Consider the following 25,570-nt stretch of genomic DNA (forward strand, 5'->3'; position numbering starts at 1 on the left):
CGGAACCGCGATTCACTCGTAGTGACATCGGCTTTGACAGACATAGCAACCATTAAGTACGCATATGGCACGTATTTGTAACGTACACCAATGGGGGTGCCGTTGGCGGGGACGATCCAGTGGTTGCTCGGCGGTGTCCCCAGCAACGGCGTCGTGTTGATCAGTTTCGGTCTCGACGCGCTCGTCGAGTGGATCAACACGCAGATTTTCAACGCGGTGTTCACGCTGCTCGGGTATCTCCTCAACGGGTCGATGCAGGCGTTGTTGCATCTGGAGTCCACTGCACTCAAGCAGTTCCAGGACATGTGGGAGCTGTCGGTGTACGTTTACTTCGCGCTGTTGACAATCTTTGCGCTGGCCCACCTCGGGATGTTTCAGTTCTTCCCGGACGACAAGAAGTCAGATCCGTACCGGTTTGCCGGGCGTGCGCTGGCGGCCACGCTGTCGTTGTTCATCGTCAATCCGCCGGGGTGGGGACCGACGCTGTGGGGTCGGGGACTGTTCGCGGCGGCCTTCGAGGTATCGAACGCGACAATCGACATGTTCCTGGAGTCGACGACGTTCACAGTGTCGGCGAGTCCGAGCACGGGTGGGGTGGGGTCGTTCGTACTGTTGTTGTTCGGCGTCGTGATGGGGTTGATCGTCACTGTCGGGCAACTGGTCATGTTCGTCGTATTGATCGCGCGGAAGGTGATCGTCTACCTGACGTACGGCCTGTACCCACTGCTGATCGTGTTCTGGATCGGGGAACTCGGCCCACTCAAGTACGCGAAAGCGGTGGCCGAGAAGCTGTTCAAAGCGACGGGGATGTTGATCCCCGGTGGCATCCTGATCGCGGGCGTGTTCGCGGTCGGGATGGAGTTTGCGACGGGATCGCTGGCGATGCTGGCCGGCGGGTCGGTCGACTCGGGCGGAGTTGACGCGGCGTTCGCGTCGGGGAGTAGCATGCATCCGTTGCTGGCGGCGGCGATGCCGTTGATGGCGGTGACGGCGATGAATCTGGTGGCGATCACGTACGTCGTCAAGTGGTTGAGCGGTGCGATGGGCGGTGCGGCCAGTGCGATGACGGGCAAAGCGAAGAGTGCGATGAAGGGTGGGGCGAGCAAGGCGAGCAGTGCGGTGTCGGCTGGCGCAGGTGGCGGCATGGTCGGTGGGATGACCGGCGGCGGCGACCGGACGGCAGTCAACAACCAGTTTGGCGGTGGGTCACCGGCCCCAGCGGGCGCTGGCGGCGGTGGCGGTCGTGACGAGGAGGGTCAGTCTCAGACGGTCAACGATACCGCGCCAGACCTGGAGCAGACGCCAATGTCGGCCCTCGATAGTGACCGCCTGGTCGAGGGCGACAGCGACTGGCAGGGATACACCGAGCCGACGACCGGTGGGGAATACGCGTCACCGGAGAGCGAGTCCGAGACATCTACCGAGGACGATTCAGCGTCGACAGAGAGCACCGAATCGTCCGAAGGGTCCGAGGAGTCACTGTCGGATCTGGAGAACCCGAAGGCGTCGGATATCCACTTCGAGGAGATCGAGCGCGAGGAGATGGGCGAAGCGATGACGAAGATGGACGACGAAGAGCGGGGTAAGTTGCTCTACGACGTGATGAACAAATCACGGACGGTGGACAATGCCCAGGGTGATGACGGGAACAAATACCTGCGTGGGCTCGGTGGAGATGCAGTGAAGGGGGCGGTAGGGACTGGAGTAGGGATAGCAGCAGCGGGTGGCGCGGCGCCGATGGTAGCGGCTGGCGCGGTAGCAGGTGCAGCAGTGCTCGGCGCTGGCCAGGGGATCGCTGGGACTGGAATGGAATCGATCACGTCGAAAATCGGCCAGGGGAAGGACCTGAAGAACTCGCTCACGAGTGAGCTATCAGAGTTCAAGTCGGAGATACAGGGCTGGGGCAACGAGGGCTCGGTGAAGACGGCGGGCTGGCGGACGGGCGAAAGTGGGGCTGGGAGCAGCGAATCGGATGGATTTGATGGGGATGATTACGTATGATGGAAAATAACACAAAGAAAAGAAGGATGAGTGCTGAAGTGGTCGGACACAAAGAAAGTGACTGTGGTGTTGAGGTGTTTGACGAGAGGGGTAATAGACACGTAATTACAATTGAATGGGATGGACACATCCAGAGACATTCTCAAGAATCATATCCCCACGAACCAGCCGACCGAACGTTCGAAGAGCAGAAGCTGATGACGCAGGTCGAGGAGCGGGCAAAACTCGCGGCCCAACAAGAATTTCCGGATGCAGATATTCTGCCGGCCGAGTGGATCCCGGAAGAACTCAACCGGGCGATGCTGGCCTTAGAGAAACTGCACGTGGACGACTTTGCCGAGGAGTTCGAGGAGTGCTATCGAATGCTCACCAATCCGGCCTCGGTCCCAGAAGTACCAGAAGACTCGGCAGAGATCATCTTCGCACCATTCCTCGTCAACGAGGACGACGAGGTGGCGTACGTGCCGACGCCAGTAATCAAATACCGCGACGAGTCTGGCGAGGCTCACTACACCCACAAGGAGTCGCGATACGAGGAACTACTGGACGAACCGCATTTGACGAAATTCCCGGTTACGCTACCACCGCTGGAATTCAAAGATGGGGACTACGAATTCCCGGACGGGTTCCAGATATTCATCATCGAGCATCTGCTGGCCCAACTCAGAGATGTTTATCGCCACGTCGGTGAGGAACCGCCGGAGTACTGCAAGGAAACGGACATCTGGGGCAAGCCACTGACGACAGAAGACGAGGAATACTACGACTAGTGACGACAAGCGTGGTGTGTGATGGCGTTGGACGGTCGATTTACACGACGCCGGACTTAGAGCAGTCCTCACTGGGGGAGTACAGCATGGGCGGCATCGGTGGATCGATCGCGGGACCAATTGGGGCCGGAGCGATGGCAGGCGGATTGATGGGCGGAGGCGATCAGACGGCAGTGAACAATCGGTTTAATAGGAGACCGATATCACCAGCGGTTCGACCTGAGTCGTGACTGTCAATGAGTCGAAACATATTGGGGGTGGTGAACCAACCTCTCAGACAGCGGATTACTATCCAGTAATTCGATTGGGGGACCTAACACAGCGGTCAAATAGGCTCGCTCCGATAGCTGTTGACATGTACGTCTCCCCAGCCGTCAAATCGATCAGTCGACGTCCGATCGAGGGTGCGTCGGTGACGGTGCTGCTCCGAGTTGCTGATGGGACCGACGTGGATACTGTCGGAGATGCGGTTCGTGAAGTGGGTGGCACCGTCGAATCGGAACTGCAGTTCAGGACACTGATGGTTTCGGTAGCTCACGAGGACCTTCCGGCAGTTTGTGCGATCGATGGTATCGAATCGATCGAGACCAAGAATACGCTGGCGATCGACGCCGACGGCGCGGGCGAAGACGTCGAACAACACCGTTTTCCGGAGAACTGACGAGGAGAGTTCGAGCGAGTGGCCGGATAGACGCAAACGTTTTGCCCACCCACAGACAACCTCGAATCAGCATGCCGGACTGTCCACTCGCCGACGATTGCCCCGAATTCACCGAGCGGATCGAGGGCATGGGGTGCACTCACTACGGCGACCGCGGGGGGGCCGAGTGGTGTAACCACTACAACCAGCCCATCTCGGATCTGAAGTCCCAGCCGGTCAAGCCGGGCGAGGAAGTCGTCGTCACCGTCGAGGATATCCACGAGAGCGGTGCCGGCGTCGGCCGGACCGAGGACGGATTCATTCTCCTGATCGACGGCGTCCTCCCCGAGGCTCGCGCACGGGTTCGCGTCACGACAGTCCACTCGAACCACGCCCGGGCCGAGGAGATCGAACGCCTCCCTCTCGAGGACGACGAGGAAGTCCAAACGGACGAGGTGGCAGGCGATGACGAGGAGGAAGCTGGCGAGGACGGACAGGAGGGACCTGATCGCCCAGAACTCGGTAGCCGGGACAACTTCTGGGGCGCATAAGTCCGCTGCGTCCGGTCGTCGCAGGCGTTACGTCTGGACAGTCCGGTTTTTCGCCGTCAACCGCTATCGGGTATGTCGATCGTTCGCTTACCCGTGGGTCTTTTTCCATCGCGGCGTTCACCCGTTGGTATGGATCTCGATCTGGCGGACAACGTCGCGCTGTGTACCGCTGCTACCAGCGGTCTCGGACTTGCGAGCGCTGAATCCCTGGCCGCGGAAGGTGCGGACGTCGTCGTCTGTGGTCGTAGCGAATCGCGACTCGAATCGGCTCGTGATCGACTCGAAGCCACGGGATCGGGCGACGTTCGTGCGATCCAGGCCGACATAACGGATCCGGATCACGCCGAGACACTGGTCGAGGAGACCGTCGAGACCTTTGGCGGGCTGGATCATCTCGTGACGAGCGCGGGTGGGCCGCCTAGTGGATCGTTCTTGGAAACGCCCACCGACGCGTGGTACGACGCCTACGACCTGCTCGTGATGGGCGTCGTGCGCATAACGCGGGCAGCCTATCCACATCTCCGGGAGAGCGAGGCGGGTTCGATCGTCAACATCACGTCCCGGTCGGTCCGGGAAGTCATCGATGATCTGGTGCTCTCGAACGCCGTTCGGCGCGCGGTCATCGGCCTGATGCAGACTCAGGCCCGCGAGTTCGCCCCTGACGTACGCGTCAACGCCGTTCTTCCGGGGGCCCACGAGACCGCCAGAATCGAGGAGTTGATCGAGGACGCCGTCGATCGTGGGGAGTACGACAGTTACGAGGCGGGCTACGAGGACTGGGGGAGTGACGTCCCGCTGGGACGCATCGGCGAGCCCCGGGAACTGGGCGACGTGGTCGCGTTCCTATCGAGTCCACGGGCGAGTTTCATCACTGGCGTGGCGGTACCGATCGACGGCGGCTCGATCAGGGAGTGACGGCGCTCCGGATCGGTGAGGGGCGGGAACGACTCACTTGAGTTCGGGACGGGCCATCGATAGTGCGATCATCACGCCGACAGAGACGATCGCGACGGCCATCGCGCCAACGTAACCGACCGGCGGAAGCCCGCCCCACGGCGGGTTCGGGAAGAAGAAGTCGACGATCAACACGCCGATCATACTCAGCGACGCCAGCACCGAGAGGGCGAACAGCCAGAACCAGACGTACCCGCGCATAGGTCCGGATTCTCCGGGCGAACTAAAGGAACTTCCGGGATCACGGTCGATCGAGATCGATGTCCCGGAATCGACGAGTGGCGTACCAGTATCCACCGGCAGCGATGACCCCGAGCACGATCGTGTACCCGGCCAGGAGTCCGACGCCTTCGAGTGCGTATTCCGTTAGCGTCAGCCACAGCAGTCCGAAGCCGATCGCGCCGACGGCCATCCCGCCCATGAAGAACGCGATCGTGATCAGCAACGAGGGATGGGCCCGTTCGACACTCATGTACTCGCGGCGTTCGAACTTCGGGACGGCGGCTCCCAATCCGAGTGCCGTCCCCACGCCGGCGACGACCAGCAGGACGGCGAGCAGCGACTGTCCGAGGACGAAGGCGGGCGAATATTCGACCAGTCCGAGCGGGGTCCCCACTCCGATCCCGACTACCAGTCCGAGGACGATCCCGGCGAGCATGCGTCCCCGGAGGAGCGGGCCGATCGCGGGGACACTCGTCAGCAGGAGTGAGAGCTGATCCCGGTCGTCGCCCAGCGGGTTCAAACAGAACGCGCCGCCCGCGAGGATCGATCCTGCGATGACCATCCCGGGGGGACCGATCGTCAATAGCGTGTGTGGATCCTCCAGAGCCGTCCCGCTCATGCCGAGCGCGCCGAACAGCACCGGCGTGAGGTGGGCGAGCGTTCGGGGGTCTCGGCGGGTCCGCAATAGGTATCGCCAGGCGATCCGACTCGCCGGCGTGAGATCGAACACTCTCGGCACGTCGTCGGTACCCTCGATACGGGGTGTCCTCCCGTCGCCGCCGACGTCACGGACGAGCATGTGTGTCTCGACGCGGATCGCGGCGACGAGCCCGAGCGGCGCGATCACGAGCAGCGCCGCGCTGATGACGATACCGAGTGCCTCGATCGTCGCCCCCAGTGGCGCGAACACGAGGCTAGCGTACGCCTGTAGTGGCCCACCCGGCAGTATCGATCCGATCGACCCTGGTTTCAGGTAACTCCCGTCCTCGAACATCGGCGCCAACGCGGCCTGGGTCCCGACGAAGATCGCGATAATGAGCCCCACGAACACCGTCGCACGGATCCACAGCGACACCTGTACTCGCTCGTTGACGTATCTGGCGCCGTCACCGACGAGTCTTCCAGCGACCAGCCCAATAGCCGCCACCGGAAGGGAACCGATACCCACGAGGACGGGAACCAGTGGACTGCCGGCCCCGACGCCGACGCCCGCGAGCAGGACGACTCCGGCGGGGACGAGGCCGGCCAATCCTTCCATGGTCCGCGTGACGAACCGACCGAGCGAGACGGCCGCCGGCGGGATCGACGTCCGGATCAGCGGCCCGACGACGCCGACCCGTGACTGGTTGAACCCACCGACGAACCCGACGTATCCGCCGGCGAAAACGACGCCGAGGTAGCTCGCGGCGAGCGTCCCGATCGGGAGCGCTCCGCTCGCGGCCGCCCGTCCGAATCCGGTCGCCTCCCCCCACAGGAGCAGTGGGAAGCCGACCGCCATCAACAGCATGAATCCCGTCCCCACGGTCTGACGGAGGTTTCCGCGAACGTTGCGAACGGTCGTGAGAAGCTCGACCCTCGCAAGTGTCCAGGCCGCCCTGAACGTTCCCTCGCTGGATCGTTTCGTCCCCGTCATTGCCAGGCTGTCGAAGGATCCGCGGTCAATTCGAGGAACGCATCTTCGAGGTCCCCTTCGCCGTCGTCGCTGGCTCCGGCGAGCCCGTCGGGCGATCCTTCCGAGACCAGCCGACCGTCATAGAGGACGCCTACCCGGTCGGCGATCTCCTCGACGACCGGCAGGATGTGTGTCGAGAGGAACACCGTCGTCTCACCGGCGGCTAGCTCGACGATCAACTCCCGGAGAGTCTTGGCCGCCCGGGGATCGAGTCCGGAAGTCGGTTCGTCGAGGAAGACCACTGCCGGGTCGTGCTGGACGGCCTGGATGAACGCCGTCTTCTGTTTCATCCCCTTTGAGTAGCCGTCGATGCGCCGATCGAGATCCGATTTCAACTCGAGCGCATCGGCGATCTCCAGTGCTCGATTTTTGACCTGGTGCCAGGGCACGTTTCGCAGGTCGGCGGCGAAGTGCAATTGTTCGCGTCCGGTCAGCTCGCGGTACAGCGGTGGCTCCTCGGGTAGGAGCCCGATGTGATCGACGAGACTTGAGCGATCGGCACAGTGGACGCCGTCGACGAACGCGTCGCCGTTCGTCGGCTCGCTCAGTCCTGTCAGGATCCGCATCGTCGTGGTCTTGCCTGCACCGTTCGGTCCGAGGAAGCCGTAAACGACGCCCTCGGGCACTTCGAGACCCAGGCCATCGACGGCCGTCGTCTCCCCGTAGCGCTTGGTGATCTCCCTCGCGGTGATCGCGTTCCCGTCGGCTGTCATTGCCCGCCCTTCGCCGACACCGCTAATAATAGGTCCCCCACGACTGCACGCACTGCAGTCGGTCTCCCTGGCCCCACTCGCTCACTACGTTTCGATCGGCTCTTGAGTTCTCCTCGCTCACCATGTTGCGACTGTTTCTCGGGATCCACTCGCTCACCACGTTTCGATCGTCCCCGAACGGATGTCTTCGACGCATCCCTGACAATCGGAGTGCTCCGGATCGAAGCACTGGGGACGTCCGTCCTCGTCTACGCTAACCGTTCGCCGTTCCGCGTGACGGCGGCAGACGATCCGGGCCTCCCCATCCTCGGAAAGCGGAAGGTCCGCGCGGGCCGACCGCTTGGCGTCGTCGTAAGCGTTCCTGGCTTCGGCCAGCTGTCGACCTGCAGACCGGAGGCTCGACCGGACGACCGCCGGGAGTCGATCCCTGTCCTCGGCCATACGAATCCTCCGGTCTCCCGACTCAAGAACTTTCTTGCCGCGCACACGCCCGTTACTCGCTCTCGTCGTGACTTTCACTTCCGGCCCGGTCGCCGCGACTTTAAGTAGGAGGGCGACCTACTATCGGGTGTCTCCCATCGAAAACACGCGGAGACAGCACAGCCATGACGGATTTGCATACCCATGCGGAAGAGATACACGAGCAGTTCGACGACCAGCTAGACGTCTCTCTTGAGGAGATCGAGGAGCGACTGGACACGCTGGTCAACGAGTACCAGGTCCCCATCAGCGAGGCCCGCCGGAGCGTCACTAACTCCTATCTCGACGAGGCAGGACTGGATCGCGAGGACATCGGCGGCGGTGGAGGCGGCAACGAGACGGTCCAGGCCGCCGACGTCGACGCGCCAGAGGAGTGGGTCGACATGACGGCGAAGGTCGTCGAACTCTGGGAGCCCCGGAGCGACGCCGTCGCTCAGGTCGGCCTGCTTGGCGACGAGACTGGGACGATCAAGTTCACCAAGTGGTCGAAGTCCGATCTTCAGGAACTGGCGGAGGGCGAGACCTACCACCTTCGGAACGTCGTCACCGACGAGTACCAGGGACGGTTCTCGGTCAAACTCAACCGGACGACGGTCATCGAGGGGGCCGACGAGGAGATCGAGGTCGGCGACGACGCCCTCGAGGTCGAAGGGGCCTTAGTCGACATCCAGAGCGGCAGCGGGCTGATCAAGCGCTGTCCAGAGGACGATTGCACGCGCGTCCTCCAGAACGGCCGCTGTTCCGAACACGGTGAGGTCGAGGGCGAGTTCGACCTCCGGATCAAGGGCGTACTCGACGACGGCGAGGAAGTCACCGAGGTCATCTTCGATCAGGAAGCCACCGAGAACTTGACTGGCGTGACCTTAGAGGAGGCCAAGGACATGGCCATGGACGCGCTCGACACGAGCGTCGTCGAGGAGGAGATGCAGGGGACGATCATGGGCCGGTACTACCGCGTCGAGGGGCCGACCTTCGGGCGGTACCTGTTGGCCGACGAGGTCGAGACGCTGACCGAGGCGGTCGATCCTGAAGCCGCCCTCATCAAGGCGAGGTCGATATAATGGCGGCGACGCCGACCCGCGAGGTCGCTCGTCGGGTGTTCGCGGGCGAGTTCAACGACGCGACCTACACGTTCAAGGAGAGTGATGACGATCGCGCGCCGGTGTACGTCCTCTTGCCGACGGGAGAACGCGCCAATCGGGTGTTCGTCGTGGGGACGCTGACCGAGACCGAGGACGTCGGCGAGGACAGCGAGTACTGGCAGGGGCGGGTCGTCGATCCCAACGGCGACACGTTCTTCATGTACGCCGGGCAGTACCAGCCCGACGCCGCTTCGATGCTCCGGGAACTCGAACCGCCGGCGTACGTCGCCGTGGTAGGCAAGCCCCGTACCTACGAGACCGACGACGGCGAGGTCAACGTCTCGATCAGGCCCGAGTCGATCACGCCAGTCAACGAGGGGACGCGCGATCGCTGGGTCGTCGAGACGGCCGAGCGAACGCTCGAACGCGTCCAGGGCTATCGCGATGCCGACCCGACCCAGGACGACTACGCCCCGGATGAGTACGTCCGGATGGCCCACGAGGAGTACGAACCGGCGATCGATAACTATCGCCGGCTGGCGGTCGAGGCCCTAGAGAGTCTCGAGGACGAGGCGGCCGATCCCGAGACCTGACCGCCCCGTCGTATTGCCACGATTCGCGCATTTTGGCCGGTGAGCGACCGTCTGACAAATCATTAAGTAGCTGGACGACCGATCGTCCGGCAACGATGAGCAACAAGAACAAGACGATCTCCTTTCGGGTCAGCGAGGCGAAGTTCGAGACCCTCCGGGAGATCGCCGAGGAGCGTGACATCTCACTGTCTGCGGTCTTCCGGGACTATGTCGACATGCTCGTCGACCACAGCGGAAAGGTCGAGGTCGTCCCGGAACACGAACTCAACGGCGGCGAGGAGGGAGACGACGACTCGTTCCCGCCGACGGTCGAGGTTCCGAAGGCCTTCGTCCGCGAGCACGAGCGCCTGGAACTGGAGGCCGATCACCTCCGGGAGCAACTCGAAGAATACCGTCGATACGTGACAAAACTCCGCGAGGAAGTCGACGGCGACGAGGAGGTCATCATGCTCGAAGATCTGGACGGCGACGAAGAGGACAGCGAGTCGGCCTACCGGATCGGCGAGTTCGAGGAGACGCTGTAGCTTTTCTTCGACGCCTAGAGTAACTGTTCGCGTCGCTGTTTTGCCTGTTCGGCTACGTCCCGCTCTCTGTCGACGTCAGCCAGCGATTCGATCGCTTCCAGCGTCCGGACCGAGTTGTCGAGAAAGGAAAGCACGTCGCCGGGATAGGCATATAGCATGTACTCGTCGCCCATCACGTCGACGATGGCGTCCGGACCGAGTCCTCCGGCACGCAACTCCAGTAGATAGCGGACGAACTTTTCCTCGGGGTGCCCACAATGGGGTGCCGAGTCGCAGTCACAGTCCATGAAGTCCTCGGCGAAATCGAGGACCCGATCCTGTGTGGCGTCGTCCAACTTCGCCAGGTTCTCCCCGTGGAAGAGTACGTCCAGCGTCGCGCCGGAGAAGGCACTCTTCGGGAACGAGGTCTCTAGCTGGGAGACGAGCTGGCGGTGATTCTTGACGTAGATCTTGTCGGTGATCGCCACGACAACTGCATCGAAGGTATGGTCGGTCAAAAGCGTCCCGGAAGTAACGACGGCACCCATCGACGGGGGAACGTCCCCCTGCCACGACCCGCTGATCGTGGTTCCACATCGCGCCGATCCGGAGACGACGGATACCGGCAACGGGGTACAGCAGTCCGGCCGAGTCGTAACGTATTTGAACGACAACTAGGTAGTTAGAGGTGCTCTCAGCGTGTCCGGGTTAGGGTAGTGGTTATCCTTCAGCCTTGTGGAGGCTGAGACGCGGGTTCGATTCTCGCACCCGGACCTTATTTTCACGATTCACAAACATGAATTTTATTTGGAGCTGACGACTCTCGTTTATTATACAGTGCGGTGGCAAAGTACTTGTGCAGGAATTTCAGTGTCCGACGTGTGAGCGCGTGTTCGAAACGCGGCGTGGTCTTGGCATCCATCATAGCCGTCGCCACGGTGAGCAACTGCCGAATCGAGAGTGTGCTGAATGTGGCGAGCAGTTTTACTGTGAATACGAGAAAAATACTGTTCGGAGGACTGTCGATCGAAGGCGATATCGTACGCAGGCGAACAAAATCCGAAGTACTCCGGTGGCAAGGAGACGACGACCTGCGACAGCTGTGGCACGGAATTTGAGTACTACCCCTCTGAGAAGGAGGGGGTTCTATGCAGCACTTGTGTCGAATCCGTTTCATGGCGGGAGTTGCCCGAAATCGACGGACCGGCTAATCCACGCTGGAACGGTGGGAAAGCGACGGTATCGTGTGACGTTTGCGGGACGACCGTCGAACGATATCCAAGTGAGATGGAAGGTGAAGTGACCCTCTGTAGTCCAGACTGTCACCACAAATGGCTCTCCGACGCTTTCAGCGGTAATGGTCATCCAAACTGGCGAGGTGGTGACACCGGAAACTACGGTCAGGGCTGGAACGCAGTCCGCCGCGAAGCGCTCGAACGCGACGAATACGAGTGCGTACACTGTGGAATTGACTCCGATAGTCTCGGTCGGAATCCCGACGTCCATCATATCATTCCCGTTCGATCTTTTGTTACATCAAATAGACATGGAAAAACTGATGCCCACACCATCGACAATGTCGTTTCCTTGTGCCCGTCCTGCCATCGCCGGGCGGAGTTCGGAAATATCGAAGCGGCCACACTTCGAACGGAAGCAAATATCGTGAATTCGGACTGATGTTCCAACTGATTTCAGTCACCTATCGTTCGGAGTAGCTATCCGCCACACCCCTTCGTTTCCACTCGAGACTCGTTCACACGGAAACGAGTCACTCACGAACGCGCTGGAACACCCACCCGACTGCGACGCCGAGAACGAACGCGCCGAGTAGTCGATTTCGACCGTCGAACCGGACGAACCGGGTGTTCTCGTCGGTGATTTCGAGCGCACCGATCGGTTTTGCGACGACGCCTCCACCGCCACCGCCGCCCGAACCGTTATCGGTCGAAGCGTTCTCGTCGTCTCCATTTTCGGTGTTGCTCGATCCTTGGCCGAACCCGCCGCCAAAGCCATAGGAAATCCGGGAGACGGGCACGACGGTCCGGCCATCGCGTTCGATCGCTTCGCCATAGACCCGCTCGACTCCGGCACTCTCCCGAATCGTCTCAATCGCCGCTGTGACTGCATCGTGAAGCTCCATGATCGTCCGGAGTGACGAACAGCGGGCGGATAACGATTATCCCGCGTAGCGGCGTTCGTTCGCCGTTCGGACGTGTCACACTACGTGGCGTCAATACCCCGAAGAGAAAGGTATAGCAGTGTCGCTCTCTCAGGTGGAGCCAAGATGGCCACAGAGAGCGACCAGCGCGATCGTGGGTTCGATCACACCGAGATCGAGCCCGCCTGGCAGGAGGCATGGGCGGAGGCGGACGTCTTCCGCATCCCGGACGACGCCGAGGACCCGGCGTACGTCCTGGCGATGTTCCCTTACACGTCGGGGAACCTCCACATGGGCCACGTCCGCAACTACACGATCACTGACGCGTTCGCCCGGTTCGAGCGGATGCGCGGCGAGGAGGTGCTCCACCCGATGGGGTGGGATTCGTTCGGTCTCCCCGCGGAGAACGCCGCCGAGGAACGCGATACGAACCCCCGGGACTGGACGCTTTCCTGTATCGATTCGATGCGCGAGCAACTCACCCGGATGGGCTTTGGCTACGACTGGGAACGCGAAGTAGCGACCTGTGACCCGGACTACTATCGCTGGAACCAGTGGCTGTTCGAGCGCTTCCACGAGGAAGGCCTGGTCGAACGCCAGGGAGCCGAGTTGAACTGGTGTCCCTCCTGTGAGACTGTCCTCGCGGACGAACAGGTCGAAGGCGAGGACGAACTGTGCTGGCGGTGTGACACACCGATCGAAACCCGCGAGATGGACCAGTGGTTCCTCTCGATCACCGATTACGCCGAGGAACTCTACGAGGCTTTAGACGACCTGGAGGGGTGGCCCAACAACGTCCGGGAGATGCAGCGCAACTGGATCGGCAAGCAGGAAGGCGCCAGCGTTGCCTTCGAGATTCCCGGCTACGGCGAGGTCGACATCTTCACGACCCGCCTGGACACGATCTACGGCGCGACCTACTTTTCGCTGGCACCGGGTCACCCCGTTGCCCAGGAGATCGCCGAGAAAAACGACGAAGTCGCCGAGTACGTCGAGATGGCAGCGGCGGCCGACGAGGACGAACTCGACGTGACCTCGGGCGTGTTCACCGGGGAGTACGCGATCAATCCCGCCACTGGCGAGGAGATCCCGGTCTACGTCGCCGACTACGTTCTGACGGACATCGGGACCGGCGCGCTGTACGCTGTTCCGGCCCACGACGACCGCGACCACGAGTTCGCGACTGCCCACGATATCCCGATCCAGCAGGTCGTCGAACCCACTGAAGACGCGGATATCGACCCCGAAGAGATCGACATTCAGGAGGCCGCGTACACCGAGGACGGCGTGCTGGTCAACAGCGGTGAGTTCGACGGGCTGACGAGTGAGGAGGCCCGGGAACGGTTCGTCGAGGAGTTCGACGGCGAGCACCGCACGGAGTACAACCTTCGGGACTGGGGTATCTCACGACAGCGCTACTGGGGGACGCCGATCCCGATGGTGTGGTGTGACGATTGTGGGGCGGTCCCCGTCCCCGAGGAAGACCTGCCCGTCGAACTGCCGGAGTTCGTCCACACGACTGGCAATCCCCTGGACGCCGCCGAGGACTGGAAGCACGTCTCCTGTCCGGAGTGTGGGGCCGACGCCGTCCGTGAGACGGACACGATGGATACCTTCATCGGGTCGTCGTGGTACTTCCTGCGGTACGTCTCGCCGGGTCTGGAGGACGCACCCTTCGATAGCGAACGTGCCTCCGACTGGATGCCCGTCGATCAGTACGTCGGCGGGATCGAGCACGCTGTGATGCACCTGTTGTACGCGCGCTTTTTCACGAAGGTCCTCGACGATGTCGACCTGTTAGATGGGATCCGCGAGCCTTTCGAGAACCTGACCAACCAGGGGATGGTCCTGGGCGAGGACGGCAACAAGATGTCAAAGAGTCGTGGTAATGGCGTCTCCCCCCAGCGGATCATCGACGAGTACGGGGCCGACACTGCCCGGCTGTTCATCATGGAGGCCGCCCAGCCCGAGAAGGAGTTCGCCTGGAGCGGGGAGGGCGTCCGTTCGGCTCATGATTTCTTGCAGAACCTCTATACACTGGCAGTGGAGTACGAAACGGGCGAGGTAACGACAGCCGACGGCGGGAGTGACGACGACGCGGCGATCGCCGAGTACGTCGCCCGGGAGATCGAGGCGACTGTCGCGAGTGCGACTGCGGAGTACGAGGACTTCCGGTTCAACCACGCTCTGCAGGCGGTCCGGGAACTCGTCTCGCTGCTCCGTCGCTATCGGGAGGTCACGGTCGTCGATCCCGAGACCTTCGAGGACGGACTCGTCACGGCGACGAAACTCCTCGCGCCGGTTGCCCCGCACGTCGGCGAGGAGATCTGGGACGAACTCGGCAACGACGGCCTGCTCGTCGAGGCGGTGTGGCCCGTGGCCGAGACGCCAGAGGGCCACATTCTCGAACGGCGGCTTATCGAGGACACCCGTGAAGACGTTCGGGACATCATCGAGACGGTCGGTATCGAGGATCCCGCGGAGATCACGCTCGCGGTCGCCTCCGCCTGGAAACATCAGGTCGCAGACGTCGCCCGCGACGCTGAAAACGTCGTCCCGGCGGTCATGCAGAACGAGGAACTCCAGCGCTACGGCGAAGAAGCGGCCGACTACGCGAAAGAACTGGCCGGCCGGGGTCACGTCGAGGAGTTCCTCTCTCCTGACCGCGAGCAGGCGGCGCTCGACCGGGCTGCCTGGCTGATCGAACGCGAGTTCGACGCCGACGTCACGGTGTTGGCCGCCGAAGACGCCCCCGACGATCTCGCCAGCAAGGCCGAACCCGGCCGACCTGCAATCGACATTGCCGAGTGACGGCCGTCTCGAACGGATCCGTCGGCCGCCTTCGACCAGCTACTCGACGACCCGAAAACAACTTCTACTGACTGGAATTCACTCTCACCGGTTGGACGAGCAGCGACGAGATGTCGATCGAACCCGACGCTGTTCCGTGAATCCACCGCGACCGAAACAGCGACGACCGTGGGTCGCTCCCTGACGCCATATCGTCTCACGTCCCCGCCCTCTCGACGCCACGGACTGTTCTGTCGAACAGATCGATACGATCGGACAGACGTGGTTGTCCCACCGGTACATTTGTGATGAATCATTCCGTAATCCGTGGCATGGGTGACCAGATCGACGGCCTGATCGACGAACTCACGCTCGCGGAGAAAGTCAGCCTCACTCACGGAGCGGTCGACCCGGACGGCCGGGCTACCGGATACATCCCGGGAGTCGAACGCCTGGATATCCCGCCGTTAGGGATGGTCGATGGCCCACTTGGCGTGCGTATCCCGGGGGAGTCCTCGACGGCGTTCCCGGCACCGCTTGCCCTCGCGGCGACGTTCGATGTCGATCTGGCCACGGAGTTCGGCACGGCACTCGGTCGCGAGACACGCGGGAAAGGCCAGGACGTGTTGCTCGCGCCGGGTGTAAATCTGATTCGGGTCCCGAACAACGGCCGGAATTTCGAGTATTTCAGCGAGGATCCCGTCCATGCCGCGGCGTTTTCGGCCGCGGTCGTCGAGGGGATCCAGTCGATGGACGTGATCGCCACGCCGAAACATTACGTCGCGAACAATCAGGAACGGGAACGTGCGTCCATCGACGTACAGGTCGGCGAGCGCGCGCTACGTGAACTCTATCTGCCTGCATTCGAGGCGGCCGTCGACGTCGGCGCCGGGTCGGTCATGACGGCCTACAACACCGTCAACGGCACCCGGATGAGCGATCATGACCGCCTGATCAACACTGTCCTCAAGGGCGAGTTCGGTTTCGAGGGCTATACCGTCTCGGACTGGTTCGGGACCGAGAGCGCGAGTGCGGCTGTGAACGGTGGCCTCGACGTCGAGATGCCGGGCATTTCGATGGAAGAGATGGTCGCACCCATGGCGGAGGACGACGGGGAAGCATCGGCCGACGACGGTGGCGTGGAGGCACCCACGGACGCGATGTCCGACGACGAGGAGGAAGGAGAGACCATGCCGGAAGAGGTCGCAAACGGGATGCCCGACCCGGAGACCTGCGAGCGCTTCGCTGAGACGCTCGCGGACGCGGTCGAAGCCGGTGAGGTACCCGAAGAACGCCTCGATGACGCGGTCAGTCGCGTCCTCGGACAGATGGATCGGGTGGGGATGTTCGACGGCGATCGCGTCGAGGGGGACGTTGACACGGACGCCCATCGCGACCTCACAGAGCGCGTTGCCGCGCGCGGGACGGTCCTGCTGGAAAACGACGGTATCCTGCCGATTGAGGAGGACGCTGACGTCGCCCTGATCGGGCCGAACGTCGACGAGGCGATCCTCGGTGGCGGCGGATCCTCGGAGACCTCTCCCGTGGTCGAGAGCGTCCCCGCGGATGCGGTCGCGGAGCGGGCGGACGGCGACGTCGACGTCGTTCGCGGTCTACCGCGGGTCGTGGGTGTGTCGCTCATGGATTACTTGAGCGGGGATACCGATCTCGAACCCGACGGTGAGGTAGCCATCGACGCGGCGACCGACGCGGCGACCGATGCCGAGGTCGCAGTTGTCTTGGCCCGTGACGTGGCGACAGAGGCACTCGACCGGGAGTCCCTCTCGTTGCCCGACCGTCAGGACGAACTGATCGAGGCGGTGGCCGATGCCAACGATCGGACGGTCGTCGTTCTCAACACGAGCGGGCCTGTCGAGACGCCGTGGCGCGAGGATGTAGCGGCGATCGTCGAGAACTGGTATCCCGGCCAGGCCCACGGCGATGCGATCGCCGCAGTGTTGTACGGAGACCACGATCCGGCGGGACGACTCCCGGTCACGTTCGCCCCGGAAGCGACCTATCCCACGGCCGACGAGCGGCGCTTCCCCGGCGTCGATGGGCAGGTCCATTACGACGAGGGAGTCTTCGTCGGCTATCGGCACTTCGACCGGATCGAGTCCCAGCCGACCTACCCCTTCGGCCACGGACTCTCCTATGCCGACTTCGAGTACGTCGACGCCTCGATCGACGGTGAAACGGCGACGGTCACTATCGAGAACGTCGCCGAACGCGACGGCCGAGAGGTCGTCCAGGCGTACGTTCGTCCGCCCGCGATCGACGGCATCGATCGCCCGGAGCGAGAACTCGCCGGGTTCGCCGCGATCGAGGTTCCGGCCGGCGAGCGTGTGACGGCCGAGATCGACCTCGGAAGTCGGGCGTTCGCCCGATACGACGATGGCGACGGCTGGACTGTCGATTCCGGCGAGTACGTCGTCGAGATCGGACGGTCGGCTCGGGATAGCCGTCTCGAACGATCTATCGAACGATAGGGGGTTATCGCGGCCGAAGCGTTCCGCGTGCGATCGCTCCCGATAATCTCAGCGGCCGACGACCCTGACGATCGACTGCCGACGACGGGTGATTTATGCCCCCACTGCCCGTAGCGGGGGTATGAGCACTGCCGACGCGGACGAGGAATCGGACGTACGGGCGGCGTTGCGGACGGTCACGCCGCTCACGACAGAAGGTCCGAACGTCCAGATGAACCTCTTTGGTTACTTGGTCGCAGCGCCGATTCTCCTCTTGTTGCTCCCGTTGCTCCCGTTCATCGTCGCGGGATGGTTTGTCTCGAAGGGACTGGGCGTCCTGCGAGGCTAGGCACGCGAGATTGCGAGACGTCCCGGAGAGCGCATAGAACGGAAACGTCCGTGAGTACTGCCGTTCGGACGTCCCTGTCTTCCTTTCGAGACCCTGCTGTGTCGGGTAATTCCTCGACACAAATCGTGGCCCAGTCGGCGGGATGGACAGCGGATCTGAGACTCTCGGGGTCTCTCTTCGGTCACCGTTCAGGGTGAATCGGCGCGTCGAAGCCGCCGCGGACGAGCGGTTTGGCGATGTGTCGTCGGGCGCACGGTGGCACTTCGTACCAACCCCATTCCAGGTCGCGCTCGATCGCGCGCTCGACCTTCCCGTCGACAGACGTTCCACAATCACGACAGCGGTAGCCCTGATCGCGCCCGGCACTCTTCATCGTTCGATCGCAGTCCGGACAGGTTGGCGTGACGCGTTCCGTACTCACGAGGTCGCGGACGGCAAATTTTTCGAGTTTCAGCGTGCCGTCGCTGACCTCTCCACAGACGGTCACGCGGTCGCCATCTTTGAGATTCCGAACGCGGTCGCGGAAGCGTTTGGTGGGTTCGAAGGCTGCACACCGGAGTGTCGTTGACCCCTCCCCCCCGACGCCGTCGTTCTCGTCGGCGATTACGAGGAAGACGTGCCCGCCCTCCCTGGTCACCGGCGGATCACAGACGGTCCCGGTCACGCGGTAGGATCGGCCGTCGGATACCCGCGAAATCGTTCCGTCCCGGAGGTGTGCGTCGGTTCCCTGGTTGGTGACGAACAGCGACCGTCGTTCGACCGGTTCCCCCTCGATGGCTTGGGCCACCGCTCGGACTGTTTCCGGGTCGTCCCCGCGGATCCCGTGGAGGATCGGTCCGGGCGTGTGTGGCACGCAGACGAGTTCCCCCTCGCCGCGGTCGACGGTGTCCCAGGCGCCAGGATAGGCCCGGTCGGCGGCGGCAAAGACCGATCCGGGATCGACCTCGCGGGACGTCCCCCGGCGCTCGACTTCCCGGTAGGAGATACACTCGTACGTCCAGTCGTCGCTGGTTTGCCACGCGCCGACGGCAGCGAGCGCGCCGATCAGACCCCGGCCGTTCCCACCCGAACGCGTCCGGTATCCACGTTCAGCGAGCAGATCACGCGTGTCGGCGGGCGTGTGATGGTCCCGGACGGCCTCGTGGGCGAACGCAACGACCCGATCTGGGAGCTCCTCGGGAGCGACGGGTGCGACGACGACGCCGGGGTTCGTCCGCGGATCGGCCGTCTTGGCCATGTCGAGATCGACATCGACCGCTTCGAGAGCGGCCTCGACAGGCGCGTCAGTGTGGATCGCCAGCGCGGCGTTCCCACGGGTCTTGTGCTGGACGGCCGGGTTCAGACGGATCAGCAGCCGTCGGTGGACGGCGTGGTCGGCCGCAAGCCGATCGGCCACCCGCGCGGCCAGGTAGGTCGTACACATCCCCCGATTCCGGGAGTCGGTGTCGTCGATCCCGATGATCGTCACGGAGAAGGCTATTTCGCCGGTGGACTAACGGGTTTCGACCGCCGCCATCGACGACTAGTCGGTAGACAGACAGGTCCGGTCGCGTATCGAAACCACCGGAGTGCGGACAAACAGCCGCCACAACTCCTTTATAGAACGATCACGTTAGTTTTCCGTAGCGACACCAATGTCACGATCCGCACTGGTCGAGAACGTCATGGCCATGCTCGAGGACGCGGGCTTTCTCGTCAGCGACCGGTGTGCGATCCGACCGAAGAGCTTCGACGTGGCGGCCCGCAGGGACGAGGACACCGTTCTGGTGAAGATCCTCGGCAACATCGACGCCTTCGACGGACGTACAGGCGCAGAAATGCGCCGACTGGGAGAGTATCTGGAGGCGACGCCGCTGGTGATCGGGCTCCGGACGCGCGACGAGGAACTCAAGCCGGGCGTGGTGTACTTCCGCCACGGCGTGCCCGTCCTCAGTCCGGACACGGCGATGGACTTCTTCCTCGAGGAGGTCCCGCCCCTGATCTACGCGGCCCCGGGGGGCTTATACGTCACCATCGACAGCGACGTGTTGGCCGATGCCCGCCAGAACGAGGACATGAGCCTTGGGAAACTCGCCAAGGAACTGGGCGTCTCCCGGCGAACTGTCTCGAAGTACGAGGACGGGATGGACGCCTCAGTGGAGGTTGCCGCCGAACTCGAGGAAATCTTCGACGCGCCGCTGACCTCTCCCGTCCAGGTCCTTGAAGGGGCCGAGGAGGTCCGTGACGACGAGTCGATGCCGGAGGACCCCGAGGTCGACCCCGACGACGAACTCGTCGTGACGGTGCTCAGGCGGGTCGGCTTCGACGTGCACCCGACCAACCGCGCCCCGTTCAAGACCGTCAGCGAGGACCAGCGTCGGCGCGACCGCGTGCTGACCGGCCATTCGGAACTCACCGAGACCGCCGAAAAGCGGGCCCGAATCATGGCCTCGGTCGGGCGCGTGACTGGCACGCGGGCCGTCTACGTCGTCGACCGAGCGACGCGGGATTCAGTCGAGGGGACCGCCCTCGTCGAGGAATCCGAAATGCAGGGCATCGAGGACGCCGACGAACTGCGGGACATGATCCGCGACCGCGGCGAAGAACCTGCCTGAAAGCTCTTCTCGAAGTCGGTCAAAACCAGAACGCACAACTCGTTGGTCTCCCATGAACGTGTATGTCAAGTGAATTGATGATCTACGAGGATCGTCTCGCCCGTCAGATGGACGCGGGGGAATTCGTCCTCGCCGTCGTGACGGCCACGAAACCGGACTTCTACAAACAGGCTCCCGTCGTCACGGCCGCTCGGGAACACGACGTCCCCTGTTTCGTTCTCCACACCGGCCAACACTACGACGACGTCCTCGGTCACGGTCTCGAAGAATACGGCATCGAAGACCGTGTGGCGGTCGATCTGGGGATCCGCGGGAGCCTCTCCGAGAAGACCGCACAGGTCCACAGCCGGATCGACGAACTCGCTGATCACCTCGCCGAGAACTGGCCCGACACCACAGTCCTCCCGATCGTTCACGGCGACACCCACGCCGCTGGCGTCGTTCCACAGGCGTGGTTGTTCGCCACGAATCAGGCCGCCGCGCACAACGAGGCCGGGCTCCGCGGGATGTCCCCGGACTTCGAGGACTACGACGATCCCGCGGCGTTCGTCGAGCGACAGTGGAACGGCGAGTGGTCGATTAACCGTGCCGAGCCCTTCCCCGAGCAGTACGACACCTTCGTCGGGTCGGCGGCCTCGATATATCACTTCGCGCCCGTCGAACTCAACCGCGAGCACCTCGAAAACGAGGGCTATCCCGCCCAGGTCGACGGCCAACAGCGGATCCCCGTGGTCGGCAACAGCGTCGTCGACGCCATCGAGATGAAACGGAACGCCGACCTAGAAGAGAGTATCTTCGACATCTACCCCGTCCTGGAGGAGCGCGACGAGTGGCTCCGTGTGGACATTCACCGCCGGGCGAACCTCCTGCCCGACCGGTTCGAAGCGATCGTCGAGGGCGTTATCGGCCTGGTCGAGGACGGCTACAACGTCAACTTCGTCGAGTTGACGGCGACCGAGCAGGCCCTGAAACAGTACGGCTATCGGGAGAAACTGCTGGAACTCGACGAGAACCGGGATAATTTCCTCTTCACTGGTCTCTGGAAGAAACACGCCCACGTCTACGAGTTCCTCACGTCCGGGCAGTGTTTCGCCGAGTTCACCGACTCGGGCAGCATGCAGGAGGAACTCAACTACATCGACGAAGCGGCCTGCCTGACCGCGCGGTTCAACACCGACCGACCGGAGACGGTCTTCGACGCGGGAACCAATTTGCTCGTTCCGCCTGTCAATGGCGAATATGTCCAGGAGATGGTCGAGTACGTCGCCGAGACCGACGCCGTCCGCGAGGAGATCGCGACCGGGCCGAACCTCTACGGTGGAGACGTCGGCGGGACGATCGTCGAGTTCCTCGAGGAGAAACGCGAGGAGGTTCCCTTCGACTGGGCGCACGAACGCGTCGGCTTTTCGACGAGCGAGCAGGATTTCGAGTACCTCTGATACGGATTATTGTCGTGATGTACCGGTATCCGTCGACCCTGGGTCGGCGTCATCCGGAAATAATCTACAATAATCCGTATGAGCCGGGCAGACGGAGAGTGACGAACTTGGGAACCGTCGTCCGGTTCGGTAACTCCTTTCTTCTCCGCCCGTGATTGGGTGACCATGCAACCGTACTTCGCACTCGCCATCGCGATCGCCTCGGAGATACTGGGCACGACCGCGTTGAAACTCTCGGACGGCTTCACGAACCTGCTACCGGCCGCCGTGGTCGTCGCCGGGTACGCCGCCTCCTTTTATTTCCTCTCGCTGGCGCTGGAGGCGCTCCCGATCGGACAGGTCTACGCGATCTGGGCGGCCATCGGCATCGTCGGAACCGCGACGGTCGGCGTCGCCTACTTCGGGGAGTCCCTCGACGCGACCGCTGTCGCCGGACTGATACTCGTCGTCGCCGGCGTCGTCCTGCTGACGCGCTCGGGCGCGTACGCGACCGCGAAGTAGCTACTAAAATCTAGACAATCTGACTACTTAACTTACTGAACTCTAGACAATCTGACTGCTCAACTGGCTCGTTTTGATTGGATCTCCGTAGTGGCGTTCGCGAAAAACTCGCCTATCCGACCAGGGGAGGGTCGTCGGCCGTTCGGCGGAACTTCGCGCCCACAGCCGTCGATAACGACGAGGTCGCGCCGGCAGTCGCGATGTCGAAAATCACGGACGTCTAGACCACGATGGTCGACGGGAACGTTCGACTCCCGGGAATCCGGAAAATCGTTGGTTCACCCCAGACAATGGGGTAACGTCTCTCAGTCACTCAGATCGATTCGATCGAATCGATCTGCTGGAGATCGTCTTCGAGTTCCCGTCTCTCCGTTTCACTCATCCGCCGAAGTGGGTCTCGTAAGGGGCCTGCGTCGAACCCACGGAGTGAGAGTGCTTCCTTGACTCCGGCGAGATACGGCCCTCGTTTGATAGCCGTCCGGACCGCGTAGATCTCACTTTGGAGGGTTCGTGCCCGCTCACGGTCACCTGATTCGTACGCTTCGAACAGCTCGACGACCAGTTCCGGGAAAGCGTTCGCCACGGCACTGACCAGTCCCGAACAGCCGAGATCGAGCCCGGGGACCAAAAGCGAGTCCGAACCAGCCATAAACGTCAACTGCGAGTTGTCGGCGATCGCCTGACCGAGCCAGGGTACGTCCTTGCTCGAATCTTTCAGTCCCGCGATGCCGTCGATCGCCGCAATCTCGGAGATAGCGTGCAACGAGAGGCTGTTGCCGGTCTTCGATGGGATGTGGTAGACGTAGATCGGCATAGCTGTCTCCTCGGCGATCCGGCGATAGTGCTGGATCGCGCCTTCGTCGTCGACTGGATAATAATAGGGGGTCACTACGACGAGACCATCGACGCCGGCTTCCTGGGCTGGCGTGGCGCGAGCTATCGTCTCAGACGTCCCGGACTCGCCGACGCCGGCGATCACCGGCACGTCCGACCCGACAGCGTCGACGACTGCTGCAAGCACTCGCTTTCGTTCTTCCGAGGACAGCAACGTGAACTCGCCGGTCGTACCGAGCGGGAATACCCCGTGGACTCCCTGCTCGACGACGAACCGGGCGTGTTCAGCCGTCCGTTCTAAGTCGACATCCCCGTTTTGTTCAAACACCGTCAGCGTCGGTGGGATCACTCCCTGCAGTGAGAGTGGATCGTCGTCTCCGGGGCTCGCGATTTCAGTCATACCAATCGAAATCGTCGTGCCGGACGGTCGAAAAGATTTTGCCGATCGGTACGCCCTCGGGGCCTTACGAACCGACGTGAGGTCGGTGAACGCCAGGATTCCGATGCCAGGTGGCCATCCGGAATTGTCGCCGCCAGTCTTTACTTGCCCTCCGTGAAAAGTGAGGGATATGGGTCGATCCGCTCCGTCTCCCGTACTCTGGAGCCCGGCGTGCAACCGCACTCTCTCGCGTGATTTACTGTGTAGTCCTTCCGGGGCCACCGGAAACGATTCCCAGGTGCTGTCATCGGAACGTTTCACGAGGGCGTTCGCTCGACTGTTCGTCTTTGCCGTTAGAACGTCTCCCTGGCGGAGGGGCACAATATGACCGAACATCCTGACCGTTCGAAATCGACTACAGAGCCGCCGCGCATCGTCACGTTCGGTGAGACGATGTTACGCTTGAGTTCACCGCGGGGTGAGCGCCTCGAAACGACGGAGACGATCGATCTCAGTATCGGCGGTGCCGAAAGTAACGTCGCACTCGCGGCTCAACGACTCGGATTGGATGCGACGTGGTGCTCGAAACTCCCCGATTCACCACTGGGTCGACGCGTTTGCAATCCATTGCAAGCCCAGAACGTCTCCGTCGAGATCGAGTGGGACAGCACGCGACGCCAGGGGACGTACTTCATCGAACAGGGGGGATCACCCCGCGGAACGAACGTCATCTACGATCGTGAAAACGCAGCTGTGACCAGTCTCACGCCGGATGAACTTCCGATGGAGCGCATCCGGGACGCCTCGGCCGTGTTCACGACCGGGATCACGCCGGCCCTCTCCGAGACGCTCCGTGAGACGACCCGGTCCGTCTTCGAAGCGGCCAGGGAGGCGGGAACACGGACTGTTTTCGACGTCAATTATCGATCGAAACTGTGGTCGAAGGCGGAGGCGACAGAGACGATCGACGCGCTCCTGTCCGTCGTGGACGTCCTCGTCGTCGCGAAACGAGATGCCGAAGCCATCCTGGGACAGACGGGCAGCTCGGGCACTATCGCCACGACTCTCAGAGAGGAGTACGCGCCGTCGCTCGTCGTCGTGACTGACGGTGAACGCGGAGCCGTCGCCGGACATCGGGACGGGGTGACCGAACGCTCCGCGATCGACGCTGAGACCTGCGATCCGATCGGCAGTGGGGACGCCTTCGTCGGCGGCTTCCTCGCCTGGTACCTCCGTGACGCTCCGATCGGGGACGCGCTGTCGGCGGGTGCGGCCGCCGCCTCGCTGAAACGGACGCTGGATGGCGACCTGGCGATAATCGATCGAGACGAAGTCCGACAGGCCATGAGGGGCGGGGCGGACGGAATCGACCGGTGACCCGTCCGTGACTCCGTCAGTACGGATCTGTAATTCCGTCAGTGAGGGCGTTCGAGACGCTACTGATGGGTTTGCCCGGGGATTGTGATGCACCCGGCCGTTTCACCATCGGCGACGCTCCCGTCGGGACGGCACCACTAACGAAACGTAGGCGAAAACATCGGGATCGGCGGGAGATCGATGCTCACGAACCATGTCGGGACGGCACCCCTAACGAAACGTAGGCGAAAACCGATCTTACACGCCGCTGCCGTAGGTCTCTTCGAGGTACTCGACGATATCGTCGCTCTCGGGCATCCCCTCGATGCCGTTGTCGTTGTCGACCAGGACGGGGACGCCCGTTTGACCGCTCACTTCCTTCACCTCGTCACGGGCGTTCTTCGAGGAGGGGACCATATGGGACTCGTATTCGAGACCGAGTTCGTCGAGTTTCTCTTTGACTTTCGCGCAGTACGGACAGCCCTGCAATTCGTACAGTTCGAGGTTGGGCATCACCGCCC

General features: G+C 62.6%; 25 protein-coding genes and 1 tRNA gene. 17 read left to right on the forward strand and 9 right to left on the reverse strand.

The features are described 5' to 3' along the window. Window positions 1–90 precede the first annotated feature (90 nt). The 5 genes from E3374_RS09490 to E3374_RS09510 all read left to right on the forward strand — a co-directional run bounded on the left by E3374_RS09490 (window position 91) and on the right by E3374_RS09510 (window position 4,877). On the forward strand, window positions 91–2,001 hold the full coding sequence (locus E3374_RS09490) for a hypothetical protein (RefSeq protein WP_136688847.1): 1,911 nt from the start codon (window positions 91–93) through the stop codon (window positions 1,999–2,001). Between the two features lie 197 nt (window positions 2,002–2,198). Next, the gene (locus E3374_RS09495) at window positions 2,199–2,771 is read left to right on the forward strand and encodes a hypothetical protein (RefSeq protein ID WP_136688848.1); all 573 of its coding nucleotides are present in this window, start codon (window positions 2,199–2,201) and stop codon (window positions 2,769–2,771) included. Window positions 2,772–3,126: 355 nt separating this feature from the next. Next, on the forward strand, window positions 3,127–3,432 hold the full coding sequence (locus tag E3374_RS09500) for a hypothetical protein (RefSeq protein ID WP_136688849.1): 306 nt from the start codon (window positions 3,127–3,129) through the stop codon (window positions 3,430–3,432). Window positions 3,433–3,503: 71 nt separating this feature from the next. Beyond that, complete coding sequence (locus tag E3374_RS09505) at window positions 3,504–3,962, forward strand: TRAM domain-containing protein (protein WP_136688850.1); 459 nt, start codon at window positions 3,504–3,506, stop codon at window positions 3,960–3,962. A gap of 129 nt (window positions 3,963–4,091) precedes the next feature. Further along, the gene (locus tag E3374_RS09510) at window positions 4,092–4,877 is read left to right on the forward strand and encodes an SDR family oxidoreductase (RefSeq protein WP_136688851.1); all 786 of its coding nucleotides are present in this window, start codon (window positions 4,092–4,094) and stop codon (window positions 4,875–4,877) included. Window positions 4,878–4,910: 33 nt separating this feature from the next. On the opposite strand, the gene E3374_RS09515 is transcribed toward E3374_RS09510, so the two are convergent. The 4 genes from E3374_RS09515 to E3374_RS09530 all read right to left on the reverse strand — a co-directional run bounded on the left by E3374_RS09515 (window position 4,911) and on the right by E3374_RS09530 (window position 7,964). Next, a complete protein-coding gene (locus E3374_RS09515; protein WP_136688852.1) occupies window positions 4,911–5,117 on the reverse strand; it encodes a hypothetical protein in 207 nt (68 codons plus the stop codon). Between the two features lie 40 nt (window positions 5,118–5,157). Next, window positions 5,158–6,771, reverse strand: coding sequence for a hypothetical protein (locus E3374_RS09520; RefSeq protein ID WP_136688853.1), 1,614 nt, complete (start codon window positions 6,769–6,771; stop codon window positions 5,158–5,160). After that, on the reverse strand, window positions 6,768–7,523 hold the full coding sequence (locus E3374_RS09525; RefSeq protein WP_136688854.1) for an ABC transporter ATP-binding protein: 756 nt from the start codon (window positions 7,521–7,523) through the stop codon (window positions 6,768–6,770). Before E3374_RS09525 ends, E3374_RS09520 begins: the two co-directional genes overlap by 4 nt. Window positions 7,524–7,676: 153 nt before the next feature. Continuing rightward, window positions 7,677–7,964, reverse strand: coding sequence for a DUF7091 family protein (locus E3374_RS09530; protein WP_136688855.1), 288 nt, complete (start codon window positions 7,962–7,964; stop codon window positions 7,677–7,679). Between the two features lie 164 nt (window positions 7,965–8,128). On the opposite strand from E3374_RS09530, the gene E3374_RS09535 reads away from it, so the two are divergent. The 3 genes from E3374_RS09535 to E3374_RS09545 all read left to right on the forward strand — a co-directional run bounded on the left by E3374_RS09535 (window position 8,129) and on the right by E3374_RS09545 (window position 10,202). Continuing rightward, on the forward strand, window positions 8,129–9,064 hold the full coding sequence (locus E3374_RS09535; protein WP_136688856.1) for a replication factor A: 936 nt from the start codon (window positions 8,129–8,131) through the stop codon (window positions 9,062–9,064). Next, window positions 9,064–9,678, forward strand: a complete 615-nt coding sequence (locus E3374_RS09540) for an RPA family protein (protein WP_136688857.1) — start codon at window positions 9,064–9,066, stop codon at window positions 9,676–9,678. Before E3374_RS09535 ends, E3374_RS09540 begins: the two co-directional genes overlap by 1 nt. 95 nt (window positions 9,679–9,773) lie before the next feature. Next, window positions 9,774–10,202, forward strand: a complete 429-nt coding sequence (locus tag E3374_RS09545; protein ID WP_136688858.1) for a CopG family transcriptional regulator — start codon at window positions 9,774–9,776, stop codon at window positions 10,200–10,202. A gap of 14 nt (window positions 10,203–10,216) precedes the next feature. Here the strand turns inward: E3374_RS09545 and E3374_RS09550 are convergent, their stop codons facing one another. Further along, a complete protein-coding gene (locus E3374_RS09550) occupies window positions 10,217–10,669 on the reverse strand; it encodes a DUF5814 domain-containing protein (RefSeq protein WP_136688948.1) in 453 nt (150 codons plus the stop codon). A gap of 214 nt (window positions 10,670–10,883) precedes the next feature. On the opposite strand from E3374_RS09550, the gene E3374_RS09555 reads away from it, so the two are divergent. Both E3374_RS09555 and E3374_RS18085 read left to right on the forward strand, forming a co-directional pair. Next, window positions 10,884–10,955 (forward strand) — tRNA-His (locus E3374_RS09555). A gap of 513 nt (window positions 10,956–11,468) precedes the next feature. Beyond that, window positions 11,469–11,858 carry an HNH endonuclease gene (locus E3374_RS18085; protein WP_248299436.1) on the forward strand — a complete coding sequence of 130 codons (390 nt, stop codon included), beginning with the start codon at window positions 11,469–11,471 and terminating at the stop codon, window positions 11,856–11,858. Between the two features lie 91 nt (window positions 11,859–11,949). On the opposite strand, the gene E3374_RS09565 is transcribed toward E3374_RS18085, so the two are convergent. Beyond that, window positions 11,950–12,321, reverse strand: coding sequence for a spore germination protein GerW family protein (locus tag E3374_RS09565; RefSeq protein WP_136688859.1), 372 nt, complete (start codon window positions 12,319–12,321; stop codon window positions 11,950–11,952). Window positions 12,322–12,465: 144 nt separating this feature from the next. Here E3374_RS09565 and leuS point away from each other — a divergent pair, with 144 nt between their 5' ends. The 3 genes from leuS (at window position 12,466) to E3374_RS09580 (ending at window position 17,946) form a co-directional block, all read left to right on the forward strand. Then, the gene (gene leuS, locus E3374_RS09570; protein ID WP_136688860.1) at window positions 12,466–15,150 is read left to right on the forward strand and encodes a leucine--tRNA ligase; all 2,685 of its coding nucleotides are present in this window, start codon (window positions 12,466–12,468) and stop codon (window positions 15,148–15,150) included. Between the two features lie 311 nt (window positions 15,151–15,461). After that, window positions 15,462–17,618, forward strand: coding sequence for a beta-glucosidase (locus E3374_RS09575; RefSeq protein ID WP_136688861.1), 2,157 nt, complete (start codon window positions 15,462–15,464; stop codon window positions 17,616–17,618). A 121-nt stretch (window positions 17,619–17,739) separates the two neighbouring features. Further along, a complete protein-coding gene (locus E3374_RS09580; protein WP_136688862.1) occupies window positions 17,740–17,946 on the forward strand; it encodes a DUF7535 family protein in 207 nt (68 codons plus the stop codon). Window positions 17,947–18,127: 181 nt separating this feature from the next. Here the strand turns inward: E3374_RS09580 and E3374_RS09585 are convergent, their stop codons facing one another. Further along, the gene (locus tag E3374_RS09585) at window positions 18,128–19,414 is read right to left on the reverse strand and encodes a tRNA(Ile)(2)-agmatinylcytidine synthase (protein ID WP_136688863.1); all 1,287 of its coding nucleotides are present in this window, start codon (window positions 19,412–19,414) and stop codon (window positions 18,128–18,130) included. Window positions 19,415–19,580: 166 nt separating this feature from the next. Between E3374_RS09585 and E3374_RS09590 the strand changes: the two genes are divergently transcribed. From E3374_RS09590 to E3374_RS09600, 3 genes are all read left to right on the forward strand, one after another. Next, complete coding sequence (locus E3374_RS09590; RefSeq protein WP_136688864.1) at window positions 19,581–20,540, forward strand: transcriptional regulator; 960 nt, start codon at window positions 19,581–19,583, stop codon at window positions 20,538–20,540. 62 nt (window positions 20,541–20,602) lie between these two features. Continuing rightward, entirely contained in the window at window positions 20,603–21,979 is a 1,377-nt protein-coding gene (locus E3374_RS09595) for a UDP-N-acetyl glucosamine 2-epimerase (RefSeq protein ID WP_136688865.1), read from the forward strand. Between the two features lie 165 nt (window positions 21,980–22,144). Then, window positions 22,145–22,480, forward strand: coding sequence for a DMT family transporter (locus E3374_RS09600; RefSeq protein ID WP_136688866.1), 336 nt, complete (start codon window positions 22,145–22,147; stop codon window positions 22,478–22,480). Window positions 22,481–22,793: 313 nt separating this feature from the next. On the opposite strand, the gene E3374_RS09605 is transcribed toward E3374_RS09600, so the two are convergent. Beyond that, window positions 22,794–23,714, reverse strand: coding sequence for a dihydrodipicolinate synthase family protein (locus tag E3374_RS09605; protein WP_136688867.1), 921 nt, complete (start codon window positions 23,712–23,714; stop codon window positions 22,794–22,796). Between the two features lie 363 nt (window positions 23,715–24,077). On the opposite strand from E3374_RS09605, the gene kdgK1 reads away from it, so the two are divergent. Beyond that, entirely contained in the window at window positions 24,078–25,070 is a 993-nt protein-coding gene (kdgK1, locus tag E3374_RS09610) for a bifunctional 2-dehydro-3-deoxygluconokinase/2-dehydro-3-deoxygalactonokinase (protein ID WP_136688868.1), read from the forward strand. Window positions 25,071–25,307: 237 nt separating this feature from the next. Here kdgK1 and E3374_RS09615 read toward each other — a convergent pair whose 3' ends face one another. After that, entirely contained in the window at window positions 25,308–25,562 is a 255-nt protein-coding gene (locus tag E3374_RS09615) for a glutaredoxin family protein (RefSeq protein WP_136688869.1), read from the reverse strand. Window positions 25,563–25,570: the final 8 nt, after the last annotated feature.

Source organism: Halorhabdus amylolytica (assembly GCF_004944975.1).
GTDB lineage: Archaea > Halobacteriota > Halobacteria > Halobacteriales > Haloarculaceae > Halorhabdus > Halorhabdus amylolytica.